The sequence below is a fragment of the Marvinbryantia sp. genome (genome assembly GCF_047017445.1).
Taxonomy (GTDB): Bacteria; Bacillota; Clostridia; order Lachnospirales; family Lachnospiraceae; genus Marvinbryantia.
In genome coordinates this window covers 1-19,692 of record NZ_JBKXTT010000017.1, presented here as the reverse complement: position 1 = coordinate 19,692, position 19,692 = coordinate 1, and the positions used below count along the sequence as shown (strand labels likewise).

At 44.8% G+C, this 19,692-nt stretch carries 20 protein-coding genes; 15 read left to right on the top strand and 5 right to left on the bottom strand.

Going from position 1 to position 19,692, the window contains the following annotated elements; genetic code table 11:
- Nucleotides 1–68 precede the first annotated feature (68 nt).
- Nucleotides 69–536, top strand: a complete 468-nt coding sequence (locus ACLU9Q_RS16475; RefSeq protein ID WP_296832621.1) for a YbaK/EbsC family protein — start codon at nucleotides 69–71, stop codon at nucleotides 534–536.
- A gap of 10 nt (nucleotides 537–546) precedes the next feature.
- Nucleotides 547–1,323 carry a protein-ADP-ribose hydrolase gene (locus ACLU9Q_RS16470; RefSeq protein WP_412625657.1) on the top strand — a complete coding sequence of 259 codons (777 nt, stop codon included), beginning with the start codon at nucleotides 547–549 and terminating at the stop codon, nucleotides 1,321–1,323.
- Nucleotides 1,324–1,442: 119 nt separating this feature from the next.
- Here the strand turns inward: ACLU9Q_RS16470 and ACLU9Q_RS16465 are convergent, their stop codons facing one another.
- Nucleotides 1,443–1,796 (bottom strand): winged helix-turn-helix transcriptional regulator, encoded by a 354-nt coding sequence (locus ACLU9Q_RS16465; RefSeq protein ID WP_296832624.1) that lies wholly within the window; start codon nucleotides 1,794–1,796, stop codon nucleotides 1,443–1,445.
- A 283-nt stretch (nucleotides 1,797–2,079) separates the two neighbouring features.
- Between ACLU9Q_RS16465 and ACLU9Q_RS16460 the strand changes: the two genes are divergently transcribed.
- The 7 genes from ACLU9Q_RS16460 to ACLU9Q_RS16430 all read left to right on the top strand — a co-directional run bounded on the left by ACLU9Q_RS16460 (nucleotide 2,080) and on the right by ACLU9Q_RS16430 (nucleotide 6,963).
- On the top strand, nucleotides 2,080–2,475 hold the full coding sequence (locus ACLU9Q_RS16460; protein ID WP_296832626.1) for a pyridoxamine 5'-phosphate oxidase family protein: 396 nt from the start codon (nucleotides 2,080–2,082) through the stop codon (nucleotides 2,473–2,475).
- Nucleotides 2,476–2,617: 142 nt separating this feature from the next.
- Nucleotides 2,618–3,238 (top strand): ECF transporter S component, encoded by a 621-nt coding sequence (locus ACLU9Q_RS16455; RefSeq protein WP_296908275.1) that lies wholly within the window; start codon nucleotides 2,618–2,620, stop codon nucleotides 3,236–3,238.
- 14 nt (nucleotides 3,239–3,252) lie between these two features.
- Nucleotides 3,253–3,858, top strand: a complete 606-nt coding sequence (locus tag ACLU9Q_RS16450) for a 4Fe-4S binding protein (protein ID WP_296832631.1) — start codon at nucleotides 3,253–3,255, stop codon at nucleotides 3,856–3,858.
- A gap of 6 nt (nucleotides 3,859–3,864) precedes the next feature.
- Nucleotides 3,865–4,791 carry an SIR2 family NAD-dependent protein deacylase gene (locus tag ACLU9Q_RS16445; RefSeq protein ID WP_296832634.1) on the top strand — a complete coding sequence of 309 codons (927 nt, stop codon included), beginning with the start codon at nucleotides 3,865–3,867 and terminating at the stop codon, nucleotides 4,789–4,791.
- Between the two features lie 157 nt (nucleotides 4,792–4,948).
- A complete protein-coding gene (locus ACLU9Q_RS16440; RefSeq protein ID WP_412625656.1) occupies nucleotides 4,949–5,323 on the top strand; it encodes a helix-turn-helix domain-containing protein in 375 nt (124 codons plus the stop codon).
- 4 nt (nucleotides 5,324–5,327) lie between these two features.
- On the top strand, nucleotides 5,328–6,146 hold the full coding sequence (locus ACLU9Q_RS16435) for an ImmA/IrrE family metallo-endopeptidase (RefSeq protein WP_412625655.1): 819 nt from the start codon (nucleotides 5,328–5,330) through the stop codon (nucleotides 6,144–6,146).
- A 10-nt stretch (nucleotides 6,147–6,156) separates the two neighbouring features.
- Entirely contained in the window at nucleotides 6,157–6,963 is an 807-nt protein-coding gene (locus tag ACLU9Q_RS16430) for a hypothetical protein (protein ID WP_412625654.1), read from the top strand.
- A gap of 299 nt (nucleotides 6,964–7,262) precedes the next feature.
- On the opposite strand, the gene ACLU9Q_RS16425 is transcribed toward ACLU9Q_RS16430, so the two are convergent.
- Entirely contained in the window at nucleotides 7,263–9,098 is a 1,836-nt protein-coding gene (locus ACLU9Q_RS16425) for a heavy metal translocating P-type ATPase (RefSeq protein ID WP_412625653.1), read from the bottom strand.
- A gap of 225 nt (nucleotides 9,099–9,323) precedes the next feature.
- Here ACLU9Q_RS16425 and ACLU9Q_RS16420 point away from each other — a divergent pair, with 225 nt between their 5' ends.
- Nucleotides 9,324–9,887, top strand: a complete 564-nt coding sequence (locus tag ACLU9Q_RS16420; protein ID WP_296832646.1) for a TetR/AcrR family transcriptional regulator — start codon at nucleotides 9,324–9,326, stop codon at nucleotides 9,885–9,887.
- A 79-nt stretch (nucleotides 9,888–9,966) separates the two neighbouring features.
- On the opposite strand, the gene ACLU9Q_RS16415 is transcribed toward ACLU9Q_RS16420, so the two are convergent.
- Both ACLU9Q_RS16415 and ACLU9Q_RS16410 read right to left on the bottom strand, forming a co-directional pair.
- Entirely contained in the window at nucleotides 9,967–11,592 is a 1,626-nt protein-coding gene (locus ACLU9Q_RS16415; RefSeq protein WP_412625652.1) for an ATP-binding protein, read from the bottom strand.
- Complete coding sequence (locus ACLU9Q_RS16410) at nucleotides 11,589–12,278, bottom strand: response regulator transcription factor (protein WP_296832652.1); 690 nt, start codon at nucleotides 12,276–12,278, stop codon at nucleotides 11,589–11,591. The genes ACLU9Q_RS16415 and ACLU9Q_RS16410 overlap by 4 nt, the downstream gene beginning before the upstream one ends.
- A gap of 202 nt (nucleotides 12,279–12,480) precedes the next feature.
- On the opposite strand from ACLU9Q_RS16410, the gene ACLU9Q_RS16405 reads away from it, so the two are divergent.
- The 3 genes from ACLU9Q_RS16405 to ACLU9Q_RS16395 all read left to right on the top strand — a co-directional run bounded on the left by ACLU9Q_RS16405 (nucleotide 12,481) and on the right by ACLU9Q_RS16395 (nucleotide 16,068).
- Nucleotides 12,481–13,227, top strand: a complete 747-nt coding sequence (locus ACLU9Q_RS16405; protein ID WP_296928315.1) for a hypothetical protein — start codon at nucleotides 12,481–12,483, stop codon at nucleotides 13,225–13,227.
- A 191-nt stretch (nucleotides 13,228–13,418) separates the two neighbouring features.
- On the top strand, nucleotides 13,419–14,918 hold the full coding sequence (locus ACLU9Q_RS16400) for an alkaline phosphatase (RefSeq protein ID WP_296832659.1): 1,500 nt from the start codon (nucleotides 13,419–13,421) through the stop codon (nucleotides 14,916–14,918).
- 4 nt (nucleotides 14,919–14,922) lie between these two features.
- Nucleotides 14,923–16,068 (top strand): YibE/F family protein, encoded by a 1,146-nt coding sequence (locus ACLU9Q_RS16395; RefSeq protein ID WP_296832661.1) that lies wholly within the window; start codon nucleotides 14,923–14,925, stop codon nucleotides 16,066–16,068.
- Nucleotides 16,069–16,207: 139 nt separating this feature from the next.
- Here ACLU9Q_RS16395 and ACLU9Q_RS16390 read toward each other — a convergent pair whose 3' ends face one another.
- Nucleotides 16,208–16,987 carry a histidine phosphatase family protein gene (locus ACLU9Q_RS16390; protein WP_296832664.1) on the bottom strand — a complete coding sequence of 260 codons (780 nt, stop codon included), beginning with the start codon at nucleotides 16,985–16,987 and terminating at the stop codon, nucleotides 16,208–16,210.
- Between the two features lie 312 nt (nucleotides 16,988–17,299).
- Here ACLU9Q_RS16390 and ACLU9Q_RS16385 point away from each other — a divergent pair, with 312 nt between their 5' ends.
- The gene (locus tag ACLU9Q_RS16385) at nucleotides 17,300–18,634 is read left to right on the top strand and encodes an AAA family ATPase (RefSeq protein WP_296832667.1); all 1,335 of its coding nucleotides are present in this window, start codon (nucleotides 17,300–17,302) and stop codon (nucleotides 18,632–18,634) included.
- Nucleotides 18,631–19,293 (top strand): HNH endonuclease, encoded by a 663-nt coding sequence (locus tag ACLU9Q_RS16380; protein ID WP_296832671.1) that lies wholly within the window; start codon nucleotides 18,631–18,633, stop codon nucleotides 19,291–19,293. Before ACLU9Q_RS16385 ends, ACLU9Q_RS16380 begins: the two co-directional genes overlap by 4 nt.
- Nucleotides 19,294–19,692: the final 399 nt, after the last annotated feature.

Below are 19,692 nucleotides of genomic sequence, written 5' to 3'. Positions count from 1 at the left end.
TATTGCAAAGGCATGGCTCAAAATAATCGCTATGTAAAGAGTCTGCGAAAGAATGAGGAGAATGAAAAATGTCACTGGAGAGAGTAAAAGCATATCTGGAAACGGAAGGAATTCTGGATAGATTAAAGGTATTTCATGAATCAAGCGCCACGGTGGAGCTGGCGGCGCAGGCACTTGGCTGCGAACCGGCGCGGATCGCGAAAACAATGTCGTTTTTGCTGGGAGATGAGGCGATCCTGATCATCACAGCGGGCGATGTAAAGATAGATAACAAAAAGTTTAAGGAACAATTTCATCAGAAGGCGAAGATGATACCGGGCGACCTGGTGGAGCAGTATATCGGACATGCGCCGGGCGGCGTCTGCCCGTTTGCGATCAGGGAACACGTTCCGGTATACATGGACGTGTCTCTGAAACGTTTTGAAATCGTATATCCTGCAGGCGGCGACGCGCACAGTGCGGTCGAGCTGACGCCCGCGGAGCTGGAGAAATATTCCCGGAGCTGCGGATGGGTGGATGTGTGCAGGGAGCGGTGAGGAGGACGTTATGACACAGCAGGAGAGGCTGATCTATCTTATAGATTATCTGAAAAAGGAAAACGATGATTTGAAGAATATAGAGGTGCCGGATGAAGAGACGGAGCAGAAAAGACTATTGCGCTCCCTCATGAATATCCGCCCTGCGAAAGCGATCGGAAAAGATTTCCTGGATATACAGGATGCTTATCTGCAGGCGGAGCAAAAGAAAAAGCGTCTCATTTCTCTGGCGGATTTCGTCCCCGTGCAAAAGGGAATTTATTTGTGGCAGGGCGATATCACAGCGCTAAAGACGGATGGAATTGTAAATGCCGCCAACAGCGCTCTTCTTGGCTGCTTTGTGCCCTGCCACGGCTGTATTGATAATGCGGTCCACTCCGCTGCAGGAATCCAGCTTCGCCTGGAGTGCGCACGTATTATGGAGGCACAGAAAACGCCGGAGCCTGTTGGAAAAGCAAAAATAACAAAAGCGTACAATCTCCCGTGCCGCTATGTTCTGCATACAGTAGGACCTGTTATTTATGGAAGAGTGACCGATGCGGACTGCGCATCACTGGCGGATTGCTACCGCTCCTGCATGGAGCTTGCAGATGCTAATGGATTGAAAAGCATTGCATTTTGCTGCATTTCAACGGGAGAATTCCATTTTCCGAATGAGCTGGCGGCGGAAATAGCAGTACAGACGGTAAAAGAATGCCGGAAGAAAGATCAGACCGGACCGGCGGTAGTATTCAATGTTTTCAAAGACATGGATTATGAGATCTATAGGCGGCTGCTTAAAGACTGAAAGATCTTTTATGATAATTGATGGGGCTTGACGGCAGATTCTGCTGTCGAGCCCTTGGTTAATTCATATCAAAAATAAGTTGGTATGTTAAGAGAACCCGGAAAATCCGGGGATGCCGGTTATTGTGAATTTTTAGCTTTGTAATTTTCGCCCCAATCCCACATGGAATCCAAAATGGGCTTGAGACTGTAACCAAGCTCTGTCAGTGTGTATTCTACATGGGGAGGAACTTCCGGGAAAACGGTACGGATAACCAGACCGCTTTCTTCCATCTGGCGAAGCTGCGCAGTCAGAACCTTCTGCGACACGTGTCCGATGGATTTTTTTAATTCTCCGAAGCGTTTGGTTCCGGGCAATAAATCCCGCAGGATCAATACTTTCCATTTATCACTGATTAAGGTTAAAGTTGTCTCCACCGGACAATCCGGTAATGTCTTTGCCGGTTTACTGGCAATTTCTTTTGGGGTCTCCATATAAAACACTCCTCGCTTTCATGGTATCTTATAGGTAACTATGGCACAATATTGTGCTTACTTTACGAAATGGTGGTACGGTTTTATTATAAGAGCATCAGGAAGGAAAAGCAAGCGATTCCGAACGAAAAGAGGAAAAAACAGTTCGGGAAAGCATGGTTTCCTGCTGGTAACTATACCACAATATTGTGCGTACTTCACAGAAAAGAGAAGGATTGCTACAATATGATCAACAAAGGCGAGAGCCAACAAACAAAATAAAACCAATTTGGAGGTAAGTACAATGAAGAAAGTAATTGAATTTTTAAATGAGAACCCGGTTCAGTATCTGGCAACCGTAGGACGTGATGGAAAAGCAAAATGCCGCCCGTTCATGTTTTCCGGAGAAATGGACGGGAAGCTGTGGTTCTGCACTAACAACACAAAGGATGTTTACAAGGATATGCTGGAGAATCCTGAGATTGAGATTTCTGTTTCCAGTCCGTCCTATGCATGGATTCGTCTGCATGGCAAGGCGGTATTTGAAAATAACATGGCTGCAAAGGAAATGTGCATCGCAAACCCGATCGTCAAGGGACAGTATCAGACCGCGGATAACCCGATTTTTGAGGTTTTCTATCTGGAAGATCCGCATGGTGTGATCGCAGATTTTTCCGGCAAGCCGCCTTATGAATTTTAAGAAAATAAACGGCTGATGTGGAGAAATTCCACTACCGACGGTAATAGTCCGGATGGAAGAAGATATGACAGGAGAAGCCCCGCAGAAAAAGAACCTGCGGGGATCTTCTCTTAAGCACAATCATATCTCATACAGGAGAATTATGAGTAAAACGATATCATTATCAGTAAAAAAACAGAATACAACACCAGCAGTAAGAAAAATCACTATGACGGCCATGCTTGCCGCAATATCGTATATTATGGCTTTTGCGGAATTTCCGGTGCCGCTTTCGCCGCCTTTCGCAAGAATGGATTTATCTGATTTTCCCGCTCTGATCGGGGCATTTGCATTTGGCCCGTCTATCGGAGTGATGATTGAACTTGTAAAAAACGGCCTTCAGTTGTTATCAACTTCTACAGGAGGCGTGGGAGAGCTTGCCAATTTTCTGATGGGTTCCTCTTATGTCCTGACTGCGGGCCTTATCTATAAATGGCATAAAACGAAAAAAACAGCAGTGGTTTCCTGCATTGTCGGGAGTGTAGTCATGGGGATTACGGCAGCGATTGCAAATTATTTTATCCTCCTTCCCATGTTTGAAGGGTTTATGCCAATGGATCAGCTCATTGAATCTTTCGGAATGTTTATTCCGTTTATTAATACGAAACTGGATGTTGTATTATATAATGCTTTTCCATTTAACCTGTTAAAGGGACTGGTGATCGGAGCGTTTACTATAATGGTTTATAAGCGCCTGGTACCTGTGCTGAAGGGGAACCGTTGAAAGGAGTGCTTCAAATGCAGACAAAAGATTATTTGAGATTACTGGTGGAGCAGATACATTCTGCTGTGATTGCAACGATCGGCGCTGACGGACATCCGCAGACCCGTGTGATTGATATGATGCTGTGGGATGACAAGGGAGTCTACTTCCTGACAGCAAAAGGAAAGGCATTTTATGAACAGTTGATGAAGCAGAAATATATTTCCCTGTCTGCCACAAAGGATAAATATTCTATTTCATTGCGGGGAGAGGTTACCAATATAGGAAGTGAAAAGCTGGATGAGATTTTTGAAAAGAATCCTTATATGCAGCAGATCTATCCGGAAGATACCCGCAGTGCGCTGGAGGTTTTTGCGGTTTATGAAGCGGAAGGGGAGTTTTTTGACATCAGCGATCCTTCCTGTGTGACGCGGGACAGCTTTGTGGTTGGAAATATTCAGAAGAAGCAGGGAGGCTATTTTGTGGGTGAGGGATGTATCGGCTGTAAGTTATGTTACTCTGTCTGTCCACAGAAATGTATTGATATTTCCCAAAAACCAGTTGTGATCGCTCAGAATCACTGCCTGCACTGTGGGCGTTGCGCGGAAATCTGTCCGAAACAGGTAATTGAAAAGAGGTGATATTTTGTGTTTTCAAAGATTTTGACAAAGAAATCTACAGAAAGCTACTCACAGCAGATTGAACAATTACAAATAGAGTTTCGGCAGGCGGATGCAGTGCTGATCGGGGCAGGTTCCGGTCTTTCCGCTTCGGCCGGATTTACTTACGGCGGGGAGCGTTTCCAAAAATATTTTGGAGATTTTGCAGAAAAGTATGGGATCCGTGATATGTATTCCGGCGGGTTTTACCCGTATTCTTCTCCTGAGGAATATTGGGCATGGTGGAGCCGTCATATTTATTATAACCGTTATGTAGACATTCCAAAACCGGTTTATCAGAAATTGCTGGAAACTGTGAAAGACAAGGACTATTTCGTGCTTACAACGAACGTGGATCATTGTTTTCAGAAAGCGGGATTTGACAAAAAGAGATTGTTTTATACCCAGGGAGATTACGGGCTGTGGCAATGTTCCGACCCATGTCATGAAAAAACATACGACAATAAAGAAACTGTTCTGCAAATGCTGAAAGAACAAAACAATATGCGGATTCCATCTGAACTGGTTCCTCATTGTCCTGTATGCGGAAAACCAATGACTATGAATTTGCGCTGCGATAATACTTTTGTGCAGGATGAAGGCTGGTATGCCGCACAGGGCAGATATTCAGATTTTGTGCGCCGGCATGAAGGATTAAGAGTACTTTATCTTGAATTGGGGGTTGGAGCCAATACTCCCGGCATAGTGAAATTTTCTTTCTGGCGTATGACGGCAGAGAGCCCAAAGGCGGTCTATGCCTGCATCAATTATGGAGAAGCCTGCGCACCAGCGGAAATCAGAGAACGCTCTATCTGTATTAATGGAGACATTGGGAAGGTACTCGGACAACTACGAGACAGACAACAGGAGCAATCAGAAAGACCTTGTTGCGAGCAAAAAGTCAAAATTACTTGAAATGTTGATACAACGTTTGAAATGTATCTAAAAACAGAACTCTATCAAGAGAAAAGACGATAAAAGTCAAGAAAATATTGACTTCTGGAATCCTCCTGAATATAATGAAGGTGTATAAGGGAGAATAATACTCTAAATTATGCTGGAGGTAGCTGTGATGGTAAATATGAATGAGATTATCAGTAACAATATTATAAATATTATGAAGCAGAGTGAAAAAAAGCAGGTTGACCTCGCAGGTTATCTGGGGGTGTCTAAGCAGATTGTAAGCAAGATGCTTAGTGGTGCAAGAATAATTAATGCTATTGAACTGCAGAAAATATCAGAATTTCTTAATGTTTCCATGGAAAGTCTGGTTAAGGTTCCAGAGGTTATTCCGGAAACAAATGCAGTAAAAGCATTTATGGGTAAAGTGGAATCGCAGGAAGCAAAAGAAGGACTGAAAATTGCAGATGAGATTGCAGATCTTATTTGTTTTTATGCACGTACTCGTGAAAATGCTGAGGAAATGATGAAGCCATGGGAGGCGTAAAGTTATGTGCCGGGTTTTGGATAACAGTCTGTTTGTTAGAGACAGAAAAAAATACATAAAAATAAGTGAATGTGCAACAAGCTTCAATTCACTTTATAATAAAAACAATATTATCCAGGATGATATTTTTAATGTGTTGGAGAATTATGCGGCGCGTCACGATATGCCATTTGATATGTTGAGATATCCAATTGGAGATGCGGAATTATGCGCATGTACATTTATTCGCCAGGGGCGTATGTTTGTAATGATTAATTCATCTCTGCCATTATCGAAGCAAATCTTTGCAGCAGCACATGAGTTGTATCATATTTATTGTTATTTTGAAGGAAACGATCCAATTTTGTTGCAATCAGGTTCAATCTTGGAAGCTAATACTATAGATGAAGAAGCAAAAGAAATTGAGGATATGGAAGCAAATGCTTTTGCTGCGATTTTATTAGCACCAAAGGATCGCCTTGATGAACAGACAGATGTGTATAATTTATCCTATAAAAATATTTCTGTACAAACAGTTCTTAAAATAATGGATATTTTTGCAATTCCATACAAGGCTGCAGTGCTTCGGCTTTTTGAAGAGGATAAAATTGATATAAAGGCGGCAAGGATGTTATTGCAGATTGATGTGACAGAAATTGAAAAACAAATGGAGCTTACAGGAAAAGCTGCAAGATGGCAGGAAATTCCTAATAATTTCATTAGATTTGGGAGTTTATCAGAGCTTATGTACGATGTTGAACAATTTGAAGCAGTTCGTGATGAACGATTAGAGAGTGATAAGATCAGATTAGATGAAATTGTAAAACGTTTAAGAAAACAGTGAGGTAATGTCTATGGGAGTTGACAAGAAATATGCCTTGCTGGATACGGACTTTTTGTACAAATCGCATGTAGCAAGAAATGCAGCGAACCACACCTTAACAGATTTTGTAATAGAGTTTACGGATTATGAGTTTTTCTGTCACGAAATGATTAAAGAGGAACTGACCAGACACGAAGTGGTTCCTGATCCGAACCCATGGCTCGAAGATAAAATTCAGAGTGGAACAGTAAAAATATATTCAGACCGTGACATAGTAACAGAACTTGGAAAAATATATGGCACATCTGCAACAAACATGTATCTAACATTGTTACAGACAAGTTGTGATACATTTAATACTGGATTTTTCGAAAAATACTATGGCTCGATGAGTGATATAGATAATTTGGAAGATGTGGAAATATTTCTTGCAGTATTAAAAACATGCGATGATGGTGTTCCTTCTCAGAATGGTTTGGGAGAGAAAAAGACCTACGTACTAATCCAAATGATGGAGATTATTCATAGTAATCGGGTATATGTATTTTGTTCTGACGATTTCAGAGCAAGGCGAAGTATAGCCGGTTTAACAAAGCCTGTTCATTGTATTAGTATTTTAGGAGTTTTTTATAAGTTGATGAAGATGGGGCATGACAAATCCGAAATGCAGGAATATTACAATAGGTTGTCTGCCTTTTTGAAGAATCAGACGGAGTATAGGGTTTGGTCTACATCAGGATATCAACGTATAAGAGTACCTATACAACAGGTGTTTGATGATCTATATGATGGAAAATTTCAAATGTTAAGAAATGGAGATCTGCAATACATAAAGTAATGCGTCATATAGTATGAATAGTAGTAAGCCCTGAGAGAGTAATCTTTTAGGGATTTTCTTATGCAGAAATTTCTATATGTTGAGAAAAGCAGATACAGGGGGCGAGATCTATTTCCTGCAGATCGCGGCCCCTGTTGTATATGGTGACCTTTCAGGGATTATACAGGATCATGTGCAGAATCGTGGTTTCGGCTCCGGCATTTCGATAAGAGTGAATCGTATCACCCCTGAATCGTATACTCTCTCCTTTTGTGACGGAAAATTGTTCATCGTCAATTCCTATTTCCATCTGAATCTTTTTATTCGAATTTCCTGTCATAAAGCAGCGCAGCGATCAGCACAACGAAACAGGAACCGGCGTTGTGTACCAGCGCTCCGGTGGTGGGTGTTAATACTTCCATGAGCGACAGCACGATCGCCACAAAGTTAATACACATAGACAGGGTAATGCTGGCTTTGATGGTCTTAACCGTTGCATTAGACAGCCGCTTCAAATACGGAATTTTTGAAATGTCATCACTCATCAGGGCAACTTCCGCGGCGTCAACGGCAATGTCGCTTCCCATGCTTCCCATAGCCACGCTTACATCGGCGGTTTTCAAAGCCGGCGCATCGTTGACACCGTCGCCGATCATGCAGACCCTGTGATTTTCTGCCTGCAATTTCTCAATGCTCTGCACTTTTTCTTCCGGCAAAAGTTCTGCCCGGACTTCAGAGATACCAACCTGCTGTGCAAAATAATCAGCCGTTTTTTGATGATCGCCGGTAAGCAAAACAGTACGGATGTGCATATCCGAAAGACGGGAAACCATGTCTTTCGCTTCCGGACGCAGCACATCAGAAAGTGCGATAACACCGATACTTTTTTGGCCTTCCGCTACAAGAATAGAAGCCTTTCCCTGTGTACGCAGCCGTTCCAATGCGAAATGAACCCTGGTATCAATCGAAACACCACTTTCGGTGAGATATTTTTCATTGCCGCAAAGCAGCCTGTGGTTGTCTATCTCTGCAAAAATCCCTTTGCCGGCAGTCATGCTGAAAGCAGTTGATTCTGCCAATGGAATTTCTTTCGCCTTTGCATATGCAACAATCGCTTTTCCCAGCGGGTGCTCGCTTTTGGCTTCAGCGGAAGCGGCCAGAGAAAGCAAGTCTGTTTCACTGATCGCCTCATCAAAAGAAATTATATCGCTGACATCTAAGCGGCCATAGGTTAAAGTACCGGTTTTATCAAAAGCAATCGTATCCACCTTTCCCATTTTTTCAAGGGCCTCTCCGGACTTGATGATCACACCATGTTTTGTTGCCTGACCGATTGCTGCCATGATTGCGGTAGGCGTTGCCAATACAAGGGCGCAGGGGCAGAACACAACTAACACGGTGACTGCGGTAATAATATTCCCGGTGAATACATAGGCCCAAATTGCGATAAGCAGGGCAACAGGAACCAGCCAGCTTGCAGCCCTGTCGGCGATTCTCTGCATGGGAGCCTGTTTATTCTCTGCGTCCTGCACCATGCGGATCATTGTTTGCAAAGAACTGTTTTCTCCCACTTTTGTTGCCGAAATATCAATCGAACCAAAGCGGTTGATGGTACCGCAAAACACTTCTTCCCCCACACCTTTGTCCACCGGAAGGGATTCTCCTGTCATAATAGACTGGTCAACCGAGGTTTCGCCATTTATGATCGTTCCGTCAACCGGGATCGTTTCGCCGGGCAGAATACGCAGCAGATCTCCCTGCCGGATTTCCTCTGCCGGTATCATTTCTTCTTTCCCGTCATTTAGCTTGCGTCCCTTTGTCGGCGCAAGACGAATCAGCTTTTTGAGGCCTTTTTTGCCCGGTTGGTTGTGGCTTCCTCCAAAAGCGCGCCGACTGCCATAATGAACACAACTTCTCCTGCCGCAAACAAATCTCCGATTGCAATAGCGGCGAACATGGCGATGCAAATCAAAAGAGCAGATGATATTTTGCTGATACCGGGATTGTGGATCATTCGCCATATTGCCAGATACAAAAGCGGTATGCCGCTTATGATAATGGTCGCCCATGCGGGGGCAACAGGCAGGTTTACGCCTGCTTTTGGCAGGACAAAGCTGAAAATTAAAAAGACGCCGCCGATCATTGTCATAGGCCATCCCGCCAGAAAATTATTGAGCTTCTTTAACATCATAATTCCTCCGATCCATAGCGAACCTGCTTGACACTTGCCTGCAGCTGCCGTACAATAAATTCAATAACGAACACTTTGTTCTCTTTTATTGTAAGCAGGGAACAAATGAAATACAACGGATAATATTGTCCCCGTGTTTCGTATGGAACATTTTTGAAAAATTGTACGGAAAGAGGTAGCTATTTAAGAAATGGACAGACGACAGCAGAAAACAAGGGCAGCTATTTTTTCTGCATTCAGTACGCTCCTGGCGGAAAAAAGCTATAACAAAATTACGGTACAGGAAATTATTGATACTGCAAATGTTGGCCGGACAACATTTTATGCACACTTTGAAACAAAAGACGATCTGCTGAAAGCCTTATGTGAAGAACTTTTCGGCCATATTATCAGCAGCGCAATGGATCGCACCCACACGCACGGATTATATTCCGACAGAAATGCGCCGGAGTCTGTATTCTGTCATTTATTACATCACCTGCAGGAAGATGAAAATAATATCCTCGAATTGCTTTCCTGCGAAAGCAGCGAACTTTTCCTGCGGTATTTTAAAGACAGCTTAAACGAATTGATACAAGATCAGTTTGTCAATCAAAACAGGAAAAACAATACGAATATTCCGCAGGACTTTCTAGTCAACCATATTTCCGGCAGCTTTGTAGAAATGGTGCTGTGGTGGATTAAAGGCCGAATGAAGCAAACGCCAGAGGAATTAGACCGATATTTCCGGGCAGTCATTGAGCCGATCCTGTAGTTTTTGAGCATAGTGAAATTTTCTTCCCAAAAGGCAGTCTGTGAACGTCGCCGGAGATATAGAATCAGCCGGATCGTGTTCAGAGAGGGATTCTGGCGGAAAAGGTTGTCCATCCGCCGCGGCTTTCCACAAGAATTTCACCGCCATGCTTTTCAGCGATGGATTTTGCGATCGCAAGTCCAAGCCCGAAGCCGCCGCTCGCGCGGTTTCGTGATTTATCGGTGCGGTAAAAACGGTCAAAAATTTTCTCCAGCTCTTCTCTGGGGATTTCTGCGCCGGTGTTGGAAACCTCCAGAAGCGCAATGCGCCGGGGGCGGCGTCTGAGGGTGAGGCTGCGTCCCTCCGAGACCGTGCAGCTCTGCAGGGTGATTCGCACGCTGCCGTTCGGGGAGGTGTACTTCATGGCGTTGTCCAGCAAAATAGCGGCAAGCTGGCGGATTTCTGTCTCGCAGCCTGTGCAGCAAAGATTTTCCGCGATGGCGACGTCATAGGAGATGCCGTGCTCAAACGCAAGGCTCTCAAATGACAGCGCCGTGCCAAGCAGCGCGCTGCTCAGGTCAAATTCACAAAAGTGTGCGCTATCTCCGACTGTCGATTCCTCGGAGCTTATACGGGAAAGCGTCAGAAGATTTGTGATAAGTGCGGTCATGCGCTGCCCCTCCGCTTCAATATAATCCATCCATTTATTTTCCCCGATTTCTGTGCGAAGAAGATCAATATTTGCATTAATTACCGTGATCGGTGTTTTCAGCTCATGACTTGCGTCTGATATAAATTGTTTTTGCTTATTAAATGCGTCCCTGACAGGCAGCACAATTCTGCGCGAGAGTATTCGCGCCGCCAGAAAGAACAGCACCATCAGAAAAAGGCACAGCGTCAGAGAGCGCACAAAAGAAGCAAGAAAACGGCTCTGCGCAAGACTTTTCAGAAAAACAATTTCTTTTTTGTCCGGGAGCGTTTTTACAAGAAACCGAAGATCTTTATACATTCCTTCCTGCTCGCCGGACGCAAGCAACTCCTGTGCGATAGCAGTAATTTCCTCTTCTGTATAGGCAGCGTTTTCGTAGGCTGTGACTGTCACTGTGCCGTCGGCGGAAATCTGCACAATATAGCTGTTGTAAAATTCGTGGAGCGTTTCATCCCCTTTCTTCTGATCCTGCGCGTCGGATGTTTTAGACAGATCCTGTGCGTCGGATGTTTCTGCTTCCGGTTCCGCTGTGAGGGCAGAATCGTGCTTTGGTTCCGCCATGTCGATTTGCGGAAGGCCGGGATCTGGCTCCATCATGTCAATTTGCGGGAGCGTGGAATTTGATTCCGCCATGTTGATTTGCGGAAGGCTGGGATCTGGCTCCGCCATGTCGATTTGCGGAAGGCTGGGATCTGGCTCCGCCATGTCGATTTGCGGAAGGCTGGGATCTGGCTCCGCCATGTCGATTTGCGGAAGGCTGGGATCTGACTCCATCACGTCAATTTGCGGAAGGCTGGGATCCGGCTCTGGCGCGGCGTTCTCTGCGGAAAGTGATTTGGGCTGCAGATTATCCGGCGCTTTTTTCGTATAGGTTCCTATTCTCTGAAGAAATGTGCGTTCCTGTGCAACGAGTGACTGGTAATTTGTGACATTGATCGTCAGAAAAATGCCAAGCGTCGTCACTGTCAGAATGAGAAAGATTGTCCATTGAATTTTCCGTTCCAGTTTTTTAATCATAAATCTGCACCTGCTTCCTGGAGACTGTAGCCGATGCCGCGGATGGCGCGTATCTCTACATGCGCACCGGTGTGTTTCAGCTTTTTGCGCAGGAAAGAGATATACACATCCACGTTATTGTACTCCACTTCCGAATCATAGCCCCATATTTTTTCTGTGATCTGGCTTCTGGAAATCACCTGCTTCGGATTTCGCATCAGATATTCCATAAGTTGAAATTCCTTGCTCCCAAGCGTCAGCGTATGTGATGTGGCAGATGAGGAAAGCGTGAACGTGCGTATATTTAAGTAAAGGTCACAAAAAACAAGCTCATCCCGGACAACCTCGCCGTGGCGTCTGGTGACGGCGCGGATTCTTGCAAATAATTCCTTCATCTGGAACGGTTTCGTCAGATAATCATCCGCACCAAAATCGAGCCCGGTAATTTTGTCCTCCAGCTCGGACTTTGCCGACAAAATAATAACCGCAGATCCTATTTTTTCCCGGCGAATCTGCTGCAGAACCTGATAGCCGTCCATTCCGGGCAGCATCAGATCCAGAATGATCACGTCATAGCGGCTGCTGAGTGCAAGCTCAAGACCGCTGATGCCATCGGAAGCGCTGTCTGTCGGATAGCCTTCTTTTCTCAGGGCTGCGGTGAGCGCTTCTTTTAAATGCAGTTCGTCTTCGATTACCAATATGTTCATGTATGTGCTCCTGGTATTAATTGTAATATTATATAACATATCACAACCAAATTGAAAAAGGGTTGAAAAAAACGTATTTTTGTGAAAAATCTGTGAAACCTTAGAGAAAATGATGTTTTCAATTTTTCTTCAAGAATTATTTTATATAAAGTGGTCAGATAAAATACGAATAGATATAGAAGAGATATGAGGAGAGCAGGGCATGGGCAGAGAGAGTAAAGAAAACAGAGAGAATAGAGAACGCAGAAAAGACAGAGAGAATAGAGGGAACAGAGAAAACAGAGAGAGGACAGCGCATGTAAACAGGATACTGCGGCGCATCCTGGTGTTACTTATAATTATTTTTGCAGGTCTTTTGATTGCACGGTTTCAAAGCATGGGAAAGGATCCCACAGGAGAGATGGAAGCGACACAGGCGGAACGTACAGAAAACGCAGGGGAGACAGGAAACACAGCGGGAACAGAGAATGCAGAGACAACAGCGGTAGAATTATTTGGGAAAAGCCTGGATTCCAATAAGTTTCAGGAGCTTGCGCAGGATGAGGATGTGATTTTTGCAGTGATGTCCTCATATTATAATGAGAAGAGTGATGCGGAAAAAGAATACAGCAATCTCCACACCTGGTCGCAGGCAGGGGTAACAGACGGCAGCTATTTCGTTTATGCCGCATACGAGGTGTCACTGGAAGAAATTGACACATCGGTTCCGAGCCTTTCCTGGGCATATCTGCAGACAGACGAGGATGGGAGCCTGCAGTTCTCTGATGCTTCAGAGGATGAGCTGGTGCTGCAGCTCATTGAAAGCGTACGAAGCAGCGAAGAGGGACAGACATTGATTAATCTGGCGCAGCAGGCATATGAGGAAGCTGTGGAAAGTGACGCGGCGCTTGCGCAGTATATGAAAATGTACCAGGAAACTGAAGTGCAGCAGGAAGCAGAGGCTGCATAAATCATAAGAATAAATTTACACATATTTTTTACGTGACATTTACAGTCGGAGGATATTGCAATTTACATATCATCACTAAAATAATATCGTACACAGCGCAGAGCACGATGTTCTGAAAGACAGAAGAAATCAGGTAATGCAATAGGCTTCAGAACGTGCCATATGCGCAAAAAACATTATTTTAGGAGGATATGATGAAGAAAAAGCAGATTATGGCAATGTTATTATCCATGTGCATGGCAGTTCCGGCGATCGCAGGGATTCCGGCAGTCAGCGCAGGGGCGGCAGAGGAAGCGGCAGCGCCGAAGTATATTTTCCTGTTTATCGGAGACGGTATGAGCTTTCCGCAGATCCAGACGACGGCAGATTATCTTGGGACAACCGCAAGCGACGGCGGGATCGAGACGACAGCACTTTCCTTTATGAATTTTCCGGTGGTAGGCACAGCGCAGACCTTTGACAGTACCTCATTCGCACCGGATTCCGCGTCGACAGCGACCTCTATCGCGACGGGAAACAAGACCTACAGCGGTACGATCAATATGGATACGACGATGACGATTCCGTTTGAGACGATCGCGGAAAAGCTGAAGGCTCAGAAGGACTACAAAATAGGAATTGTTACGAGCGTAAACTTAAACCATGCAACTCCGGCGGCATTTTATGCACACCAGGCATCCAGAAACAGTTATTATGATATTTCCATGGAGCTTGTTGAGAGTGGATTTGATTATTTCGCAGGCGGCGCGCTGCTCGATCCGACAGGAAAAGAGGACGATCCGAAAGACGATGCATATCAGGTAGCGGAAAGCGCGGGCTACAAGGTTATCAAAACACAGGCTGAGGCAGAAGCACTCACTGCTGAAGATGGCAAGGCAATTGTGGTTGCCGAGACGCTGGCGGATTCCGATGCGATGTCTTATGACCTGGATGCGGCAGAGGGCGAATGGCAGCTGAAAGATTATGTGGACAAGGGAATAGAAGTACTTGACAACGAAAACGGCTTTTTCATGATGGTAGAAGGCGGAAAGATCGACTGGGCATGTCACGCAAATGACGCTGGTTCGACGATCAATGACACATATGCATTAAGTGAAGCAGTGGCGAGCGCAGTGGAATTTTACAACGAGCATCCGGAAGAGACGCTGATTCTGGTAACAGGCGACCATGAAACCGGCGGTCTGACGATTGGTTTTGCAGGTACAGATTATGATACATATCTCACAAATCTGACGAACCAGAAGATTTCTTATGCAAAGTTTGACTCGGATTATGTGGCGGGATACAAGGAGAACCAGACACCGTTTGAAGAGGTGCTGAAAGACATTAAAGAAAATTTCGGACTTATGACGGCGGACGATCCGGATGCGACTGAGGATTCCAAACTGGTACTTACAGAATATGAGTATGGAAAACTGGAAGATGCGTATAACAGGACACTGGAATCAGGAAAAGGCAAGAAAGATGAAATGACCCAGGAAGAATATCTCCTGTACGGAACCTATGAGCCGCTTTCTGTAACCATCACACATATTTTAAACAACAAATCCGGCATCAGCTTCTCGTCTTATGCGCATACCGGTCTTCCGGTTCCGGTATTTGCACTCGGCGCAGGGCAGGACTTGTTTGAGGGCTATTACGATAATACGGATATTTACAACAATATGGCAGCCCTCACAGGTGTAGAGTAACTTAATGAAGTTTTTTCAAAAGAGTAAAAAAGGGATCAGCTATCAGCTTCCGGTTGTTTTCAGCCTCCTGCTGATAGCGGTTCTTTTATTTCTGCCGACCGGATATGAGGATGCAGTCATTTATAAAGGAACAGAGCGCTGCAGCGCAGAGGTTGTTTCGGTGGATGACAGCAAGATCATCAGTACCGGACTGATTAAATCCGGGGAGCAGAGCTGCAGGGTGCGGTTTGAGGGTGGAATGTTTCAAGGACAGGAGGCGGAAGGCGTAAATATGCTGACCGGTTCGCTGCAGACTGACAAAATTTTTGTGCCGGGCGACCGGGTATTGGTGGTGATCAGCCACAAGGGGGAAGAAATCCTCTCTGTCAATCTGATCGACCATTACCGCATCGATAAAGAAGCAATCCTTGCCGGATGCTTTGTAGTGTTACTTTTTGTTTTCGCCGGGGTAAGCGGGATCCGCGCAATTTTGTCGTTTGTGCTGACGGTGCTGACCATATGGAAGGTACTGGTTCCGGCATATTTAAACGGTATGCAGCCGGTGCTGCTTGGCTTAGGTATCGTATTGTTTTTGACTATTATGATCATCACGCTGGTGTATGGGTTTGACCGGCGCTCGTTTGCAGCGGTGTCGGGTTCGTTTCTGGGGATTCTGACAACCTGCGTGCTCGGAATGATCTTCACGGACGCATTCCGCATTCACGGCGCGATCATGACGAATTCGGAAAGCCTCATCTATAGCGGCTATGAGCATTTGAATCTGACGCAGATTTTTATGGCAAGTATTTTTATCGGGGCTTCTGGCGCGGTGATGGATCTGTCGGTCGATATCACCAGCGCTGTGCAGGAGGTTGTTCTCAAAAAGCCGGATATCACCAAAAAAGAAGCAATTCTCTCCGGTATGACCGTAGGCAGAGCTGCCATGGGGACGATGACGACGACATTGCTTCTTGCATATTCCGGCGGGAGCATTGCGCTTTTGATGGTATTTATGGCGCAGGGAACGCCGCTGGACAACATTTTGAATTATAAATACATTTCCTCAGAAATTCTGGATACTCTGGTCGGCAGCTTCGGGCTTGTGACAGTGGCGCCGTTTACGGCGCTGACAAGCGGTCTGGTGCTGGCGGGGAGAAAAGGAGAGCAGTAAAAAATTCCTGTGCAGCAAAAACCCCGCTGTACAGGAATTTGTGCTGCACAGGAATTTATGCAGAATAGAAATTTGTGCTGCACAGGAATTTATGTAAAATAGAACTTTATGCAAAACAGGAATCCGTGCAGAACAGATCTTAATGTCTCTGCAAATCGTCGTCATATGTTTCACAAAAGCGTGCGGAAAACGAGGGTTCCATGCCTGCCGTGTACAGATGGGAAATGTCTCCAAGCTGTGCCGCACGGAAAGAGGCAATGCCTTTCTGACGTTCTTCGGTGTAAATGGTGCTCACGCTGGTCGGAGCGAACGCTGTTCCATGCCAGAGCACAAACGGAGAGATTCCCAGCAGGTGGGACAGAAGAACACACTCCAGCCCAAAGTGGCAGAAAAAAGCAAGCGTGTCTGTATTGGCTTTTGTGACATGATACAGATTGCCGCAGCGTTCATATCCGTGCTCTGCGAGCAGCGCGTCAAAATTCTTTGTGACATAATCGTAGCATTGTATCATATTACTTTGTGTACAGATCTCGCTTTGTCTCCAGTTGGTTTTGTGATAATATTCTTCATGCTTCGTCCAGTAATCAGGCAGGATATCCCAGATTACAGGAGCGTAAAGGGTGCCGTCCTCGCGCTGACGGGCGCCCGGATATGCAGAAAGAAGGGGATCCCCCTCTTTAAATTCCAGAATTGCCGGAAACTCCCGCATCCAGTCGCACTCCGCGGTGGCGGTGCGGTTCATTGCCTTTAAGCTGCAGGAGGCGGTATCGCGCGCTCTGCCAAGAACAGAAACATAAATATCTTTGATATCCATCGGCGCAATACGGGCGGCAAGGGCCTTTGCTTCCTTCCAGCCGCGCTCGGTCAATGTATCATGCTCATAATCAGGATCTCCGTGTCTGATAATCAATAATCTCATAAATAAAAGTCTCCTTATTATAATATGTGCTACTAAAAAAATCCGGTTCCGCTGGTATGCCGGGGAAAATTTGCGGGAAAACTCTGCGCCCACGTACAGCTCAGCGTACCTGCGCCCTGCGCCACACACAGTTTAGCGTATCTGCGTCCACGCACAGTTTAGCATAATTGCAGTTTACCGGCAAGAGTGATATACCAATTTATTTGGAATATTGATTTTAGTTGTGTAAATGGTTATACTATATAGCAAGATGAATGGTGAAACTACAAAATTGAAAAAGGTTTTTAGCAGTCTGGATACATGGAGGATGCCATGGAGAGATTTTATTTAAAAAATATAGAACTGTTAAATTTTAGAAGGTTTAGCAATTCTACATATGAACTTAATCCCAGGATGAATATTTTTATCGGAAAGAACGCATCAGGGAAAACTACGGTTTTAGAAGCTGCTACGGTTATTTTGGGCGCATATCTGACTGCTTTTAAAGAATATGTGCCAAGCAGATTCGGGCATAATATTTCAGATAATGATGTTTTAATGAAGGCATTAAAACCGGTGAAAAATGTTGCTGTTACAGCATCGGTAAAACAGTTCCCCTGTACTGTCAGCAGTCAGATTATGTGGGACAGCAAAACAGTGGAATGCGTAAGGACGCTGGAAAAAGAAGGCGGACGGACAAAATTTATTGGACAAAATCCTATGCGGGAAATGGTTGCGGAATGGGAAAAAGCGATAAAAGCAGCAGACGGTTCAGATGAAGGTCAAATATATCCGCTGGTACTATATCTGAGTTCTGCAAGACTGTGGAATGAGAACCGTACAGGGGAGATCGATAAAATTCCAGGAAGAACAGATGCTTATCAAAGATGCCTTGATCCGAAAAGAGGAAATCAAACATCATTTGAGTATATCAAGTTATTAGGAAGCCTGGCGTCGGAAGAAAATGATGGTATTCCACTTCCCTCATACGAGGTGATTATGGATGCGGTAAAATATAGTCTGGAAGAAGAAATGTCTCCGGGACAGCAGGCGTTATATTCATCAAGATATGGAGAAATCGCTGTGAAGAATCCGGATGGCACGGTAATCAATTTTTCGGCATTAAGTGATGGATACAGAAATGTCATTAAAATAGTAACGGATATAGCGACCAAAATGTGTATATTAAATCCATACCTGGGTAAAGACACTTTGAAAAAAACTCCGGGTGTGGTTGTTATTGATGAATTGGATTTAAGCCTGCATCCGACATGGCAGAGACGGATTGTACGCATTTTGAAAGAATTATTTCCCAAAGTACAGTTTATATGTGCTACTCATTCTCCGTTTATTATCCAGTCTTTAGAACCGGGCGAATTGATTGCGTTAGATACGATTTTAGACGAAGAGTATTCGGGGCAGAGCATAGAGGATATTGCAGAAGATATTATGATGGTTCCAGTAGCGCAATATAGTGAGAAGAAACTAAAAATGTATCAGGCTGCAGAAGAATATTTTCATGCGCTGAAAGGCAATGTGTCGAAAGAAAGGTTACAGGAACTGAAAGAGCGGCTGGATGTTCTTTCCGCAGAATATAGCGATAATCCCGCATACAGCGCATGGATGAAGCAGAAGTACCTGGAGAAAACAGTGGAGATGGATGAATGAGACCAGTGAATAAAGGAGAAACTCCGGACAAGGTGTTTAAAAAGTACCAGGAAGCAGAGCCGTATCTGGAAGAACGAGTAGGGCCATATTGCTCTTTTTGTGAATTCCCAATCAATCATGTGCCAGAGGTAGAGCACAAAGAAGCAAGGGCCAGAGGCGGGGAAGAGCTGGCATGGGAAAATTTACTGCTTTCCTGTAAATATTGTAACACTCGTAAAAGCACGATCGTGGCAAAAGGAGATAAGGGAAAATACCTATGGCCGGACGAAGACGATACATTTCATGCGTTTTCTTACGACATGGATATTCCTGGATTGAATGAGGAATATTTGCAAAGTCAGGAAAAGGGTGTAAAAGAGAAAGCAGAGAACCTGTTCAGGCTCCTGAAATTAGATAATATCCCGATCACTCCGACGGTGAAGGACCGGCGCTATGCCACGAGAAACGAAGCCCGTAACTATGCACTGTCCAGTAAACGTGGCTGGGATAAAGTCAGAGAATCAGCCCAGAGACAGGAGTATTTAGAACAAATAGAAATGCTGGCGAAATCCAGCGGATTCTTTTCAGTCTGGATGTACGTCTTTAAAGATGATATGGAAGTGAAGAAAATACTGTTGAGTGCCTTTAAAGGGACACGAGAAAAATATTGCACTTGTTAGAAAAAGGATTTACATAAATGGGAAGAATTTTGCTGAATCGAAGAATTGGAAAAAGGCGGAAAAACAGGGATATTGCGGAGGATTCTACTCCGAAGATGAACCTGTAAAGCCAAAGTCAGCTTTATATTGTGCGGACAGGAGGCGCAGGGAGAGAATAAAGGCAGCGTGGAAGCTTCCGGTGCGGGATTGCTGTAAGCAGTTGACTGTCTGTCTGCGGGATGAAAGTTACAATTCGTGCCGGATTTTTAACGATTCGTGCCGCCCCTATGGAAATAAAGACAGAAAAATATTATAATAGCGTCACATCAAAACTGTCACGAGACAGGAATTTTTCCAGGAAAGGGTTGCGCATGATGCTGCCAAATGAGATAATCTGTAGACAGACAGACAGACAGACAG